The 14958-nt window shown below is 68.0% G+C and carries 12 protein-coding genes; 4 read left to right on the plus strand and 8 right to left on the minus strand.

Annotation, left to right across the window (positions count from 1 at the left end; all coding sequences use genetic code 11):
• Positions 1-169: 169 nt before the first annotated feature.
• The 5 genes from BDD16_RS15835 to BDD16_RS23335 all read right to left on the minus strand — a co-directional run bounded on the left by BDD16_RS15835 (position 170) and on the right by BDD16_RS23335 (position 6351).
• The gene (locus BDD16_RS15835; protein ID WP_179634835.1) at positions 170-1180 is read right to left on the minus strand and encodes an NAD-dependent epimerase/dehydratase family protein; all 1011 of its coding nucleotides are present in this window, start codon (positions 1178-1180) and stop codon (positions 170-172) included.
• Positions 1177-2289 (minus strand): Gfo/Idh/MocA family protein, encoded by a 1113-nt coding sequence (locus BDD16_RS15840; RefSeq protein ID WP_179634836.1) that lies wholly within the window; start codon positions 2287-2289, stop codon positions 1177-1179. The genes BDD16_RS15835 and BDD16_RS15840 overlap by 4 nt, the downstream gene beginning before the upstream one ends.
• 46 nt (positions 2290-2335) lie before the next feature.
• Positions 2336-3550, minus strand: coding sequence for a glycosyltransferase family 2 protein (locus BDD16_RS15845; protein ID WP_179634837.1), 1215 nt, complete (start codon positions 3548-3550; stop codon positions 2336-2338).
• A 4-nt stretch (positions 3551-3554) separates the two neighbouring features.
• The gene (locus tag BDD16_RS15850) at positions 3555-4742 is read right to left on the minus strand and encodes a hypothetical protein (protein ID WP_218897844.1); all 1188 of its coding nucleotides are present in this window, start codon (positions 4740-4742) and stop codon (positions 3555-3557) included.
• A gap of 163 nt (positions 4743-4905) precedes the next feature.
• Positions 4906-6351: an O-antigen ligase family protein gene (locus BDD16_RS23335; protein ID WP_179634838.1), complete on the minus strand. Its 1446-nt coding sequence runs from the start codon at positions 6349-6351 to the stop codon at positions 4906-4908.
• A gap of 151 nt (positions 6352-6502) precedes the next feature.
• Between BDD16_RS23335 and BDD16_RS15860 the strand changes: the two genes are divergently transcribed.
• The 3 genes from BDD16_RS15860 (at position 6503) to BDD16_RS15870 (ending at position 8700) form a co-directional block, all read left to right on the plus strand.
• Positions 6503-7708, plus strand: coding sequence for a glycosyltransferase (locus BDD16_RS15860; RefSeq protein WP_179634839.1), 1206 nt, complete (start codon positions 6503-6505; stop codon positions 7706-7708).
• Between the two features lie 12 nt (positions 7709-7720).
• Entirely contained in the window at positions 7721-8245 is a 525-nt protein-coding gene (locus BDD16_RS15865) for a serine O-acetyltransferase (RefSeq protein WP_179634840.1), read from the plus strand.
• A gap of 287 nt (positions 8246-8532) precedes the next feature.
• On the plus strand, positions 8533-8700 hold the full coding sequence (locus BDD16_RS15870) for a DUF3149 domain-containing protein (RefSeq protein WP_179634841.1): 168 nt from the start codon (positions 8533-8535) through the stop codon (positions 8698-8700).
• Between the two features lie 17 nt (positions 8701-8717).
• On the opposite strand, the gene BDD16_RS15875 is transcribed toward BDD16_RS15870, so the two are convergent.
• Complete coding sequence (locus BDD16_RS15875; RefSeq protein WP_179634842.1) at positions 8718-9374, minus strand: RluA family pseudouridine synthase; 657 nt, start codon at positions 9372-9374, stop codon at positions 8718-8720.
• A 115-nt stretch (positions 9375-9489) separates the two neighbouring features.
• Between BDD16_RS15875 and BDD16_RS15880 the strand changes: the two genes are divergently transcribed.
• Positions 9490-10806 carry a mechanosensitive ion channel family protein gene (locus BDD16_RS15880; protein WP_179634843.1) on the plus strand — a complete coding sequence of 439 codons (1317 nt, stop codon included), beginning with the start codon at positions 9490-9492 and terminating at the stop codon, positions 10804-10806.
• Here BDD16_RS15880 and BDD16_RS15885 read toward each other — a convergent pair.
• A complete protein-coding gene (locus BDD16_RS15885) occupies positions 10775-12586 on the minus strand; it encodes a sensor histidine kinase (RefSeq protein ID WP_179634844.1) in 1812 nt (603 codons plus the stop codon). The genes BDD16_RS15880 and BDD16_RS15885 overlap by 32 nt on opposite strands.
• A gap of 53 nt (positions 12587-12639) precedes the next feature.
• Complete coding sequence (locus tag BDD16_RS15890; protein WP_179634845.1) at positions 12640-14931, minus strand: two-component system response regulator; 2292 nt, start codon at positions 14929-14931, stop codon at positions 12640-12642.
• Between the last annotated feature and the right edge of the window lie 27 nt (positions 14932-14958).

A 14958-nucleotide genomic window follows, 5' to 3' on the forward strand; every position in this document is an offset into this window, starting at 1 on the left:
TGGGCGCTGTGGCACACCGCCACGCGCGTGCTCAAGCTGAAGCTCGGGCGCCGCGCGGGGGCGTCCGCGTCTTCGTCTGCGGGTGGGTGCGGGAGCGGCTGCGGGGGATGCAGCGCTTCATCCGGGGCTGGCAACGCTTGCGGAAGCGGTGCCAGCCAACCGGAGCGGATCAGCGTGGTGGCTGCGCCTTCAACCAGGCGTAAGTCCGGCTGAGGCCTTCGGGGGTCGGCACGCGCTGGGTCCAGCCGATGCGCTTGAGGCCCTCGTTGCTGTAGCGGATCGGCGTGTACATCGACTGGACGACGTAAGGCGTGAAGACCGCGGGCATCTGGCCCTTGGACGCCTTGTTGTACGCCACCAGCTTCTTCGACAGCCACAGGAACAGCCCGAACGACAGCGGGATGACGCGCATCTTCTGCACGTTCTTCAGGTAGCCATCAAGGTACTGGCGGCAAGTCGGGATGTTGTCGTCGGTGACGGCAAACGCACTGCCGCTCGGCGCATGGACCGCCGCCCGCGCCACCGCATCGGCGCAGTTCTCGACATAGGTCAGCGGCAGCAGCGCGCCGTTGCCCAGGCTCGCGAACAGCCCCATCGCCTTCAGCCCGACCCGCGGCGACAGCGCGCCACCGCCCGGTCCGTAGATCACGCCGGGGCGCAGGATCACGGTCTCGAAGCCGTACTGCGCCGCGAACTCCATGAACATGTGTTCCTGGCGTGTCTTGGCGTAGCCGTAGGGGCCCTTGTCCACGCCGACCGGCTCGATCGGGGTGTCCTCGCCCAGCGTGTCGCCTGGCTTCATCCCGTCGGTCTTGTAGACGGCGAACGAGCTGATCAGCGTGATGCGCTGGATGCCGGTCTTGCCACACGCCTCGAAGACGTTGCGGCTGCCCATGACGGTGTTGGCGAACATGTCGGCCGCCGCGCCCTTCATTCCGGCCGCCGCATGGATCACGCAGTCCACGCCCTGCAGCATCGCGTCGAAGGAGCCGCGTGCGAGCAGGTTGGCCGCGGCGGTCTCGATCTGCGCCTGCGGGAACTCCTTGACCAGCGACTCGATGAAGCCGGCCGGAGCCTTGTTGCGGAAGTGCAGCCGCAGGTCGAACTGACCCTGCATCAGGAGGCTGCGCGCGATCTGCTTGCCGAGGAAACCGCCGGCGCCGGTGACGAGGATCTTCATGCTGCGACCTCCTTGGCGGTGCCGTTGCCGTTCTGTTGTGCCATGCAGGCGTCCACGCCCTCGACGATCTGGTCGATCACGCGGCACACGCGCAGGATCTGCTCGGGCGGGATCGGGTCCGGTCCCTTGCCTTCGACGGCGTCGTAGAAGCGGTCCAGCAGCACGCGCATGCACTGGAAGTAGTGAAATTCGTACTTGCGGAAGCGCGTGATGTTGCGGCGCCCATTGCCCGCGAGCTGCCTGGCCTGGGTCCACGCCATGAACTGGCGGCCCAGCGCGCTCGGCGCCGACCAGCGCGAGGCCTGGATCAGCGTGCGCGCGGTGTAGTCGAGTTCGACCGAATCGTTCGTGCCGACCACCTTCAGCGTGTGTGGCACAGGGCGGCCGTGGGCGCTGACGTTGCCGCTGACGGTGACGCCGCCGCTGCGCAGGATGAAGCGCAGCTCGTCCGGCATCGCGTCCACGATGGCCGAGCCGGTCGGGCCGCGGCGGCGGAAGGCCAGCACGCGGGTGTCGATCTCGTCGCCGAGGAAGGGGATGACCTTGGCCAGCACGTGGTCGAGCACGTTGTGGAACAGCTTGCCCGGCAGGCGGTGCACCCAGTGGCCCGGGTCGGTCATCACCGCCAGGCCGTAGTCGCCGGCGAGGTTGTAGCCGTAGTTGGTGTCGAGGTGGACGATCTCGCCGAGCGTCCCCTTCTTCACCAGTTCCTCCAGCTCCAGCCCCGGCGTCTCGTAGTTGTAGAGGTAGTTGACCCCCGCCTTGCGTCCGGCCTGCTGCGCCAGCGCCAGGATCTCGCGCGTCTGCGCCGCGGTCAGCGCGAACGGTTTTTCCATGAACACGTGGCAGCCGGCGGCAAACGCCATCTTTGCCAGGAACAGGTGCGAGTCCGGCGGCGTGGCGATGTGGACGACGTCCAGCCGCTCCTTGGCGAACATCTCCGCCGCGTCGTCGTAACGGCCGGGGATCTTCAGCCGCACGGCCAGCTGTTCGGCCATCAGCGGTTCGCGGTCGCACACGGCGACCACCTCGCCGCGCCCGATGGCGCGGATCTGTTCGACGTGGCCGTCGGCAATCTTGCCGCAGCCTATGATTCCTACCCTCAACACGGCATGCACTCCCGGTGGTTCTTCAATTTGTCGCAATTCGTCAGATTCAGCGGCTCGTGCGGCCCCAGCTGCCGCTGGCCCGCCCGGTCGAAAAGCGCCAGGACGCCACCAGGAACGCCCAGTTCAGCGCAAACAGGAAGGCCGCCAGCTTGACCAGCGTCGGCAGCTTCACGCCGCGGCTCGTCAGTCGCCAGCCCGCCCAGGCCAGCACGTAGCTCGTTGCCTGCGCCAGCGCGTAGACCGCCCAGCCCGCCGACTGCTGCTGCACCGCCAGCACGACCGAGGCGGCCAGGGCCAGCAGCAGCAGGTGCGGCGCGGTCCAGCGCAGCACCTTGTGCGAGACATAGGCGAAGGCGGTGGCCAGCGAGGTGCGTGTCAGGTACTGCGGGTGGCGGGCGAGCGCCTGGAAGTTGCCGATGCCGATCCGGATGCGGCGCTTGACCTCTTCGCCGATCTGCTCGGGGGTGTCTTCCTCGGCCCAGGCTTTGGGTTCGTAGACGAGGCGGTGCCCGGCGGCCGACACGTTCATCGCGACGCAGAAGTCGTCGCAGATCGTGTCCGGGCGCAGCGGCTGCCACAAGGTGCGGCGGATGGCGTAGATCGCACCGTTCGCGCCCAGCAGCGCGCCGATGCGGGCCTCGAAGAACTTCAGGAACTGCTCGATGCGCCAGTACAGGCTGTCCTGGTTGTCGCCGCTGGCGTTGCCCAGCAGGCGCAGCTCCCCGGTGACGCCACCGACCTTCGGGTCCTGGAAACGCGCCACCAGCCGCTTCAGCGCGCTGCGTTCGAAGTAGGTGTTGGCGTCCGAGAACACGACGATCGGCTCGACCGTGCGCGACACCAGGTCGTTGAGCACGCTGGCCTTGCCGCGGTTGACCTCGAAGGGCAGGGCGACGACGCGCGGCTCGTCCTTGAACTGCGCCATCAGTTCGGCCGTGCGGTCGCGGCTGCCGTCGGAGCCGATGTAGGCGCGCAACTTGTCGGCCGGGTAGTCGAGTGCCAGCAGGTTCTCGATGCGCGAGACGATGTGCGTCTCTTCGTTGTACGCCGAGATCACCACGGCCACCGGCGGCCAGTCGGGTTCGGCCTCGGTGTGGCCGGCGTCGATGCGGCGGTCGCGCTTGCGAAAGACGAAGCCGACATCGCGCAGCCCCTGGGCCACCGATCCGACGACGAACAGCACCACCGGGTAGAGCGCGTAGGAGTAGAGGACCGCGACGACACCCCCGATGGCGACGACGGCCAGCAGCGTGTGCAGCACCGGCTCAGCCCTTCGCCGCTGCGTTCGTGGTGTCCCGGTAGCCCGGACGCGGGATCACCAGATCGCGGTACTGTCCCGGCTCGCCCGGCAGGTTCTGCTCGGCGGCCTTGACGATGTTATACATCTCGCGGGCGCTGACGTAGTGCAGCTTCCAGTCCTTGCCGTCGTTGTACCTGGCGTGCAGGTGCTCGTAGCACTGGCGCATCGGCTCGCCCAGCAGCGTGTCCATGTCGCGCTCTTGCGTGCCGTGGGTGTGGATCTTGACGAAGATCCATTCCGGCTTGCCTTCGACGTGGATGCCGGTCTCGATCCAGGTGTCCACCCGGTCCGGTGTCGGCGGGCAACTGGTGCGGATGTCCGAGTTCTCGATGCGCGGGATGATGCCGAACTTGCGGTCGGTCCACTTGAAGCCGAGCGGGCCCTGGATCAGCATCAGGTCGCCCGACGCCTGGCCGCCGACCTTCACGCGCACGCCGGTGTCGTGCGACTTGCAGGCGTGCGGGTCGTCCTTGGCGTAGTAGATCTTGTTGATGGTCGAGGTCTGGCACGGGTCCGGCGAGGCCGGGAAGGTGTAGTCGACGTAGCAGCCTTCTTCGCGCAGCACGATCAGCTCGTTGTTGACGCCGCAGCCATAGCCATCCGGGTGCGAGTTGTCGAGCGCCCAGTTGCCGTGGATGAAGGCCCAGCGTGGCTGCTTCGTGACCGGGTCGACCGGCAGCGCGTCGTGGCGATCGACCAGCAGTTGTGTGAAGCGGCGCAGCTTCTCGCGCAGGCCCGCCTCGGTGTCCTTGTCGTGGTGCAGGTGGATCTCGATCTCGCCCAGCCCCATGCGGCAGATCTCGACCAGCGGGTCGAGGTGCTCGGGGCGGTACTCTTCTTCAGGGTAGAAGAAGCTGTGGATCGGTCCGCGGCCGTCCGCGTCCTTGAACGGGGCGCACAGGGCGGGGTACTCCTGGCGCCAGCGGGCCACGCGCTTGCATTCGGTGGCGTAGTCCGGCTGCTTCCACATCGGCTCGTAATGGTCGACGAAGCAGAACATCACGTGCTTCGTCACCCCGGCCGGGGCGGGGGCGCGCCAGTCCTGCTTCAGGTAACTGGCCAGCCAGGTCTGGATATTGCGCTGGCGGATGAACAGCGCCACGACGCCAGCGGTGGCCGCAAGCAGCACGAGAAGGACAAGCACGACACTCATCGGAGCCTTTTGGTATTGTGGAAGTCAGCCAGCACTCTGGCCAGTCCGTGGGTTGCAACCCGGGCGCCCAGTGCCAGAACCGGAACCGGACTGCCCGAAAAAAACGGACCGGCCGAACTCTAGCATCGCCTGCGGGCCCGTAAAGATCCTCACGGGCTCAAGCTCATCCGCCGTTGCCGAGGTAGTGGGAAACTACAAAGGCTTTAACTGCAAAAAGTGTGAAAGCCATCATCAGGAATGTACTTTTTACCCACTTGATGTTGTGCACGCGCTGATAAGCGGGTGAATCCCGGTCGGTCATGCCAGGTGATTGCGAGGCGCAATACCAGGCAGAAACGCACAGTGCCAGCAGAAAGTACAGCACCGGCTGGTAGGTGCGTGACAGGAACCATGCGCAGACCAGAAATCCGACCAGTGAATTGCGCAGCAATGCCACCATCTGGCGGCTCGGATTGCGGCTTGGCATGCAGTCGATGACGGTGGACAAGCTCTTGTAGGTCAGCACGATCATGGCGATCCACAGGAAATAACCCACGAGTCCCAATTCTGCAAAACAGAGAACGAAGGAATTGTGGGCTGTCAGATGGTGGTGGTCGGTGAAATTGCCGTATCCGGCGCCGAATATGGGGCGCCATTTCAGCAGTTCGAGTCCCACGGACCAGGCCTCGATGCGCTCGCCCGCCGACTGCTCCTTGGACGAGAAGCCGCGCCCGCCGACTGCGCTGAGCGCGATGAAACCGGTGCCGCCGAGCGCCATCAGCACCGTGGTGCGGGTCGTGCCCAGCCAGTCCCGCACGACGAAGAACAGCAGCGAGGCGGCTCCCAGCAACGCACCGCGCGACTGGCTGAGGAAGATGGCGTAGCCCATGACAGCGCCCGGCGCGAGCACGAAGAGCAGATTGCGCAGGTGCTTGCCGGCCTGCCAGGCGGCCCACAGCAATGGCAGGCACATCACCAGCACCTGCGAGAAGTCGTTCGGGTCGCTCAGGAAACCCTGCCCGCGCACCCGCCAGAGGTACCAGCCCGTGGTGTCCTGGGCAGGAATTTCCGATGCGGCGGAGGGCGGCGCACGGCTCGGGTCATCGTCCTCGTGGCTCGGTGCGGTCTGGCGCAGCACCAGTTGCGAGGCGTACTGGCCGGTGTGGAAGGCCTGGATGCCGAAGCCGGCCGCGAACAGCATGGACAGCACCACCGCAGCACAGGTCTTCTTCAGGCGTTCCAGCGTGGTCACGTTCAGCGCCACCAGCACGAACAGCATCGACGAGGTGCTGAAATCGTTCATCGCGGTGACCGCGCCACCCGCCCAGCCGTTGAACAGCAGCGACAAGCCCAGCGTGGCCATGAAGGCGAACAGCAGCTTGAAGTCGATGGCCCGGGCGGCCACCTGCTTGCGCACCATCGCGCGGCTGGCCGCCAGCACAAAACCGAGCGTCCAGAGCACCAGCATCGGCCGGAATTCCGCAATTTCGGGCACGAACAATTCGATCGGCCGGAAAAAGCTCAGGAACACATACAGCAGGAATACCGCGAAGCTCATTGTCGATGACCGATGTTCTGGCGCAAAGGCTCGATCGTACCGGCTTCTGCATGCAATCCGCGTGACGAACACCCCGGCAGACAGGGGAGTCGCCTTAATCTGGAATTACTTGGTACCGCGGGCTGTTGCACAAACATCGACGCCGTGTCGTTCGGCACTGCGTGCCGGGGTGTGGCCCGCGTACCATCACGGCCGCGTGAATACGGAAAACCAACCCCCCTCCATGAACAAGCCTGCTGTCCTCCCTCCCTTGCGCCGTGTGCTGTACCACCACCGTACCCAGGGCAAGGCCGTCGAAGGCGTCCACATCCGCGGCATCACCGACGCGTTGCGCGCCGAAGGGGTGACGGTCGACATCATCTCGCTGCCGGGTGCCGACCCGTATGCGAGCCCCAAGGCGCTGAGCCCGACCAAGCAGGCGCGTCCGTGGATGAAATGGGTCACCAGCCTGCCGGAGCCGCTGTTCGAGCTGGTCGAGCTGGCCTACAACGCGGTGTCCGGCTGGCGCATCCGCGAGTACCTGAGCGCCCACAAGGACGTGGACCTGATCTACGAGCGCTACTCCCTGTACATGTTCGTTGCCGTGGTGATCGGCCGGGCGCGCAAGATCCCGGTGATCCTGGAGGTCAACGACTCGGCCACTGTCTACCGCGTGCGCCCGCTGTTCTTCCTGAAGCTGGCGACGATGATCGAGCGCTGGGTGTTCCGGCGTGCCAACGGACTGGTGTTCGTCTCCGGAGCCTTCCGGGACCGCGTGACCAAGGCGCACGGCCACATCGCGCCGTCGCTGGTCTCGCACAACGCGGCCAACATCGACAAGTTCAGCTTCACGCCCGAGCAGCGCGCCCAGACCCGCGTCAAGTGGGGGCTGAAGGACGGCGAAGTGGTGTGCGGCTACCTGGGCGCCTTCGTGCCGTGGCACGCGATCGACCAGTTCGTCTACAAGATCGCCGACCGCCTGAAGGCCAACCCGCACCTGAAGCTGTTGCTGGTCGGGGACGGCGCGACCTTCCCGACCGTGCAGGAGTTCGTGACGAAGAACGGCCTGGAGCAGCAGGTGATCCTGACCGGCCGCGTCTCGCACGACGAGGTGCCGGGCCTGCTGGCGGCGATGGACATGGCGGTGCTGCCGAGTGCGGGTGACTACACCTCGCCGGTCAAGCTGTTCGAGTTCATGGCCTGCGGCATCGCGCCGATCGCGCCGGACTTCATCCCGATCAAGGAAGTGGTCAAGGAAAACGAGACGGGCTGGCTGTTCAAGGCCGGTGACCTGGAGAGCGCGGTCGGCATGGTCCTGCAGCGCAGCCGTGACCTGCCCGCGCTGCAGAAGATCGGCCAGGCCGCGCGCGCCTACATCGCCCGCGAGCGCCAGTGGCGCAACAACATCCTGGCGCTGGTCGACTTCCGCACCCAGGTCAAGGACAACTGAGGCGCACCGGCGATGAAACTGCTGCTGTCCGACCTGCGTGCCAAGCAGGTGCTCTATGGCGATGGCGGCCCGCCCGTCTCGCTGCTCAAGGTCCTGCTGGCTGACGGCACGCTGGCCAATGCGCTCTACCGGCTGCAGGCCTGGCTGGCCCGCTGCGGGCTGGCACCGCTGGCGCTGCTGCCGCACATCCTGAACAAGTGGCTCAACGGCTGCGTGATCGGGGTGAAGGCGCAGTTCGGGCCCGGGTTCGTGCTGATCCATCCGGTGGGCGTGGTGATCAACTCCAGCGTGCGCGGCGGGCGCAACGTGTGGCTGGAGAGCGGGGTCGTCATCGGCGAGAACCGCGGTGCCTTTCCCCGGCTGGGCGACGACATCTTCGTCGGCTCGGGCGCGAAGATCATCGGTGGCGTGCAGGTGGGCGACGGGGCGCGGGTCGGGGCCAATGCCGTGGTCCTGCACGATGTGCCGCCTGGCCACACCGCGCTGGGCATCCCGGCCCGCAACCGCCCGCCGTCCCCGGTGTCCTCGAATGGCTGAAACCGTTCAGGCTGCACGCCCGGACCAGAGTTCCCCGGGCTGCATCAACGCATTCCCTAGTGCGCCGCCGCTGGTGTCGCGGTAGTCTAGGACCTGTCGATCGATGGTTTCACGGCCTTCGTGGTCGGCGCATCAGAGCATTTGCCCCCCGGTTACCGCAACCTGGGGGCATTTTTTTGTCCGGTTTGATCTGGCCCAGAAGGTGAAGGGGTGGGGGTTGATGCACCGCAATCGGTGCTGTCCCGGTCGGGAGTGTGATGGAGGCCTGATTCAACAAGGAGCCTTCCATGCACGCCTTACAAGATTTCCTGTCGACCGACTACGGGCTGATGAGTGCGGCGGGTCTGGCCTTCATGCTTGGCATGGGCGTATTTTTCCTGCGTTACTTCCTGCGGCACATCCGCGAGGACAGCGAGGCCGCCGAGCGTGCGGCACACCAGGGCCGTGCAGCCTGAACGCATGCGCTTGTGCATCAGAAGTCGGCCGGGTCGCTGAAGGCCAGTGCGGATCCGTCGAGAGGGTGCACGAACGCAAGGTGGCAGGCATGCAGCAGCAGCCGTGGGGATGCGCGTTGCCAGTGGGCCGGTGCGTACAGTTCATCGCCGACGATCGGATGCCCGATCGACTGCAGGTGGACCCGCAGCTGGTGCGAGCGTCCGGTGACGGGTTCGAGTTCGAGCCGCGCCGTGCCGTCCGATGGCTGGCGTGACAGGACCCGCCAGCGGGTGAGCGCAGGCTTGCCGAGCGCGTGGTCGACCATCTGGCGGGGTCGGTTCGGCCAGTCGCAGCGCAGCGGCAGCGAGATCTCGCCGCAGTCGCCGTCCGGCATGCCGGCGACGACCGCGACATAGCGCTTGGCCACACGCCGCTCGGCGAATGCCACGCTCAGGAGTCGCTGTGCCTGCGGACCGCGGGCCATCAGCAGCAGTCCGGACGTGGCCATGTCGAGCCGGTGCACGACCAGCGCGTCCGGCACGCGCCGTTGCACGCGTGCCGCCACGCAATCGGCGCGCTCCGGTCCCCGACCGGGCACGGACAGCAGGCCGGCCGGCTTGCGCACGACCACCAGGCCGTCGTCAAGGTGAAGGAGGTCGATGTCGGAGGGGTCGGCGCGGACAGGCGTGGTCATGGCCGGATTGTCGCGGCTTGTGTGCCCGTGTTCCTGCACATACACCCCGAAACCCGGGCAGACCCGGCCGGCCGGCAGAATCAGGCCCCTCTGAACTGCCGACCTCGCCTCTGCCATGACGATTCCTCCCGCTGTCGATCTGTCCACCTTGCTGGCGTCCCTGGCGCGGCCTTCGTCACTGATCGAGCTGGCCGTCCTGGCGGGCGTGCTGCTGGCGAGCTGGCTGCTGGTGTGGGGACTGCGCCGCAGCCTGCAGGATCCGCCGGACCACCGCTCGATCTGGTTCGGTGCCCATCTGGTCGATGGAGTGCTGTTTCCAGTGCTGGCGCTGGCGCTGGCGTATGTGGCGCGCCGTGTGCTGCTGGATCTCGGGCAGCCGCTGGCCGTGTTCCGGCTCGCCATTCCGGTGCTGCTGTCGCTGGTGGCGATCCGGCTGAGCGTGCGGGTGCTGCGGCTGGCGTTCCCGGCGTCGGCGCTGGTGCGCGCGGTGGAGCGCACGATCTCGTGGTTCGCCTGGCTGGGCATGGTGCTCTGGGTGACCGGGCTGCTGCCTGCCGTGCTCGACGAGATGGATGACATCCAGTGGAAGATCGGTGCACACCCGATCACCTTGCGCAACGTGATCGAGGGCACGCTGTCGGCGGGCTTCGTGCTGGTGGTGGCGCTGTGGATCTCGGCGGCGCTGGAGGCGCGGCTGCTGGCGGGGGCGGTCGGGGCCCAGCTGTCGCTGCGCAAGGTGGCGGCCAATGTGCTGCGCGCCGCGCTGTTGTCCATCGGGCTGCTGATGGCGCTGTCGGGCGTGGGCATCGATCTGACGGCGCTCTCGGTGCTGGGCGGTGCGCTCGGCGTGGGCATCGGCCTGGGCCTGCAGAAGCTCGCGGCCAACTACGTCAGCGGCTTCGTGATCCTGGCCGAGCGGGCGCTGCGCATCGGCGACATGGTGAAGGTCGCCGATTTCGAGGGCGTGATCACCGACATCACCACGCGCTACACGGTGATCCGCGCCCCGTCCGGGCGCGAGGCCATCGTGCCCAACGAGATCCTCGTCACCACGGCCGTGCAGACGATGTCGCTGGCCGATCGGAACGTGCTCCTCAGCACGGTGGTCGGGGTGGACTATGCGACCGATGTCGCGGCGCTGCGGCAGCGGCTGATCGAGGCGATTGCCGCCGTGCCACGTGTTCTGCAGGAGCCCGGTCCGGCGGCGCAGCTGACGGGTTTCGGCGCCGATGCGCTGGAGTTGTCACTGTATTTCTGGATCTCGGATCCCGAGAACGGCCAGGGCAATGTGCGCTCCGAAGTCAATCTGGCCATCCTCGACCTGCTGCGGCGCGAGGGGATCGGCATCCCGTATCCGCAGCGGGTCGTGCACCTGCCGGCCCAGCCCCCGGTGAACGCGTTCAAGGCGCCTTCAGCGGAATCTGCACCGTGAACCGGCTGCCCTGACCCGGGCTGGTGGTCACCGTCACCCGTCCGCCCAGCACCTGGGTGCAGAAGTGGTGGCACAGGTGCAGGCCGATGCCGGTGCCGCCGCGGCCGCGCCGGGTGGTGAAAAACGGGTCGAAGATGCGTGGCAGCACGTTGGCGTCGATGCCGCGCCCGTTGTCGATCACCGCGATCTCCAGGCAACCGCTGTGTGGATCGATCTGGCTGCGCACGCGGATTTCCGCAGGACAGGCGCGCGGTGGTGGCGAACCGAGATCCGATTCGAAGGCGTGCAGCTGGGCGTTGCCGACCAGGTTCTCGACCACCTGTCCGAGCGGGCCGGGATAGCTGTCGAGCACGAGACCGGGGGCGGGTTCGATGTGCAGCGCGACGTCTGGTGCCATCTGGCGCGCGGCGAGCAGCCGCTGCACGTCGCTCAGCAGGTCGTCGAGCGCGAACACCCGGCGCTCGACGGCGCCCCGGTCCACCGCCAGCTGCTTGAACAGGCGGATGACCTGGCCGGCGCGGCCCAGGCTGTGGTCGACGATGTCGAGCCCGGCGCGCTGGTTGTTCAGCACGGTGCGCATCTGCTGCGGTGTCAGCGTGTCGGTCGCTGCGCTGCGCAGGGCGTCATCCAGCCGGCGCGACATGGTGGATGCAGTGACCTTGGCGCTGCCCAGCGGCGTGTTCAGTTCGTGGGCGACGCCGGCCACCAGCAGGCCCAGCGAGGCCAGCTTCTCGGCCTGCACCAGCTCGGTCTGCAACTGCTGGAGCCGCTGCAGCGAGGCCTCGGCCTCGGCCTTGGCGGCCGCCAGTGCGCGGTGGTTGCTCTGCAGGTCGGCCAGCAGCCGTTCGCGTTCGCGCTCGATCTGGCGCCGCCGGCCAATGGCCCAGACCGCCAGCACCAGCACCACCGCACTGGCGCCACCGCTCTGCCAGGCGCTCGTGCTGCGCAACTGTCCGACCGTCTCGGCCGGCACGTGGGCGATGAAATGCCAGGGCGTCGATGCCAGCCGGCCCGGCCCGGGCTCGGTGGGCAGGAAGTCCTGGAAGTGCCACATGCCCTCGGCGCCTTCGCGGCGCCCGCGTCCCTGTTCCTGCATCAGCTGCCACAGCCCGGGGTCGGTGAACGGCAGCCCGGGGGTGGGGGTCCCCGCCGCGACCAGGCGGCCATCGGGGCCGATGAGCTGGATGGGCTGGACCCCTGCGCTGTCGAGCGCCTGCAACTGGGTCAGCAGGCGGCGCAGATCCAGCGTCAGCACCACCATGCCGCGCTGCCGGCCGCGCCCGTCGTAGACCGGCGAGGCCGCATGCAACCGGATCCCGCCGTCACGGTCGTCGAGCGGCGTGAAGCGGGCCTCGGTGGGCAGCAGGTCGGAGAGCGACTGGAGCCAGGGGCCTGGTGCCATGCGCCGCAGCCGGGCGGGGTCGACCAGGGTGGCCATGCCGTCGCTGTTGTCGATGCGGCTGCGTTCACGGCCGGTCTCGTCGATCCAGGCGATGCGGGCATACGGGCGAGAGGCGCGGGCGAACGTCAGCAGCGCCGTGCCGGTGGCGGGCAGGTTGTCGGTGCTGACGGCGGTGGTCAGTGCCGGATTCTGGCCGAGCACCAGCGCATCCCGGGACAGGTTGGACAGCTCGCTGGTGGTGAGTGCCACGCTCTGCTCGATCAGCAGGCGTGCGCCGTTGCGCAAGGGGGTCAGCCGCAGGTCCAGCAGGCGCAGATAGCTCAGCGCCCCGGCCACGCACACGACCACCACCCAGGGCAGCAACCGCAGGACGAGCACCCTGAACTCGCGTTTCCATGCGGCCCGGGGCGGTGGGGGCGGCGTGTCGGGTTTCAATCGGCCGTGGCTGGCTGGACCGGAAGGTGGCCGTGCGCGTGCAGCCAGGCGGGCAGGGCCGAGACCGGCATCGGTGCGCCGATCAGCAGGCCCTGCGCGGCCAGACAGCCGCTGCGCATCAACCACAGGCGCTGGGCTTCGGTCTCGACGCCTTCGGCCAGCGACTTCAGGCCGAGCTGGCGCGACAGCGTGACGATCATGCCCGGCAGGGTTTCGTGGTCGGGCCGCTGGCCGATCTCGCCGAGGAAGGCCCGGTCGATCTTGATCCAGTCCAGATCGAAGCTGCGCAGGCGGGCCAGCGACGAGAACCCGGTGCCGAAGTCGTCCAGCGCCACCTCGAAGCCGATCTGGCGCAGGCGGGTGAGCTGCAGCGTGGCACCGTCCGGGTCGAGCATCACGGCGCTTTCCGTCACCTCCAGCTCGATCGCGTCGGGCGGCACGCCCGCATCGGCACACTGTTTGGCGATGTCCTGCGCCAGCGTGGGCGCGGAGAGCTGCAGCGCCGAGAGGTTGACCGCGATGCGCAGGTGGCCCAGCCCCAGCGCCTCCAGCACCCGCCAGGCGTGGCAGGACTGCTGCAGCACCTGCGTGAACAGGGCGGTGATGTGGCCGGAGGCCTCGGCCAGGGCGATGAAGGTGACCGGGGACACCTCCTGTCCGCGCCGGTCGGTCCAGCGTGCGAGGGCTTCGAACCCCTTCAGGGTGCCGTCGTTCAGCCAGACCTGCGGCTGCAGCGCGATGTGGATCTCGCCCGCACGCAGGGCCTCGTGCAGGGCCTGTCCCAGCCGGTAGTTGTCGCGCGCGGCGGCTTCCATGCCGGGGCGGTAGGCCACTTCCTGGCCGGAGCCGCGCCGCTTGGCGTCGTTGAGCAGGTAGCGGGCGGTGGACAGGGTCTCCTCGGGCGGGCCGTTGAACAGCGCCAGATCGACCCGCGCGCCGGTCAGGTGCAGCACGGCCGAGAAGTGACCGTCGCTCACCGTGATGCCCTCGCTGCGGTGGCGGTGCAGCGGCGTGTCGAGCCGGTCGCGCGGGCCGAGCAGGGCGAAGGTGTCGTTGTCCACCCGTGCGACCAGCACTTCCGGGCCAGCCTCGTCGCGCAGCCGCTGGGCGAGCGCCTGCAGCAGCCGGTTGGTGGTCTCGAAACCGAGCATCAGGTTCAGGTCGGAGAACTGGTCCACGTCCTCGAACTGCAGCACCATGGTCGACAGGCGCTCGCCCGCCGCATGCATCCTGCGCAGCAGGCCGTTGCGGTTGGGCAGTTCGGTCAGCGGGTCGTGGTAGGCCAGCCGGTCGAGCTTGGCGATCAGCTCCAGCCGGTGCATCTGGGCGCCGACATTGGCCACCAGCAGCTGCACCATCTCGGTCTCGTTGGTGCCGGGCGGCTGCTGGCGTGGCATCCACAGCGCGAACAGCGTGGCCAGATCGATCTGCCGGCCGGCGCCGGTGGACAGCGCCGATGACGGGTGCAGCGGGATCAGCAGGTCCAGCGCATGGGCCGCGGCGTCCTCGGGATCGGCCGCCGGTTCGGTGTGGCTGGTGAGGGTCTGCTCGATGCGCAGGACCTGGGCCGGGTCGTTCAGTTCGTCGAGCGGCCGGCCCTGCAGTTCCGCGAACCGGCCGGTCGCGCCGATGACCAGCGCTGCAGTGGTGTGGGCGGGCCACATCACCACCAGACCCTCGCTGGGCATGCCCAGCAGCCGGGCCACGTCCACCAGCAGCCGCTGGCTCAGGCTCGTCAGGTCGGGCACGTGGCTGGCACCGTCGACCGCGGCCAGCAGCTGTTCTAGCTGGCGCCGGGTGTGCAGGGCCTCGCGGATGAACTGGTGGCTGCGCAGGTTGGCGTTGAGGATGGCCTCCAGCCGGTCGCTGCCCAGCTCGGTCTTGTGCCAGTACTCGTTGACGTCGAGGTTGCGCATCACGTCGCGCATCGGGGCCATGCCGGGCTGGCCGGTCAGCAGCACGATGCGGATGTCGCGCCGGCCCATGACCTCGCGCACGTGGCGCACCAGCAGGAGGCCGTCGTCGTTGTCCTCCATCACCACGTCGAGCAGCAGCAGGGCGATGTCGGGGTGGGCGACCAGCAGCGCCCGGGCCTGGGCGGCGCTACCAGCCTGGAGCAGGGTGATGTCGCGGTCCTGGAAGCGGTAGCCTTCCAGCGCGAAGGCCATCGACCGGCGGAAGACCGGGTCGTCATCGACAGTCAGAACCTTCAGCTCGGAGGGGTCGGCCGGGTGGTGTGGCCGTGCCGGTGTCGACTCGGCAGGGGAAGCGGGAAACGTCAAGGTCAAGTACGACTCCGGGCAATGCCTCATGCA

The organism is Sphaerotilus montanus (assembly GCF_013410775.1).
Classification (GTDB): Bacteria; Pseudomonadota; Gammaproteobacteria; order Burkholderiales; family Burkholderiaceae_C; genus Sphaerotilus; species Sphaerotilus montanus.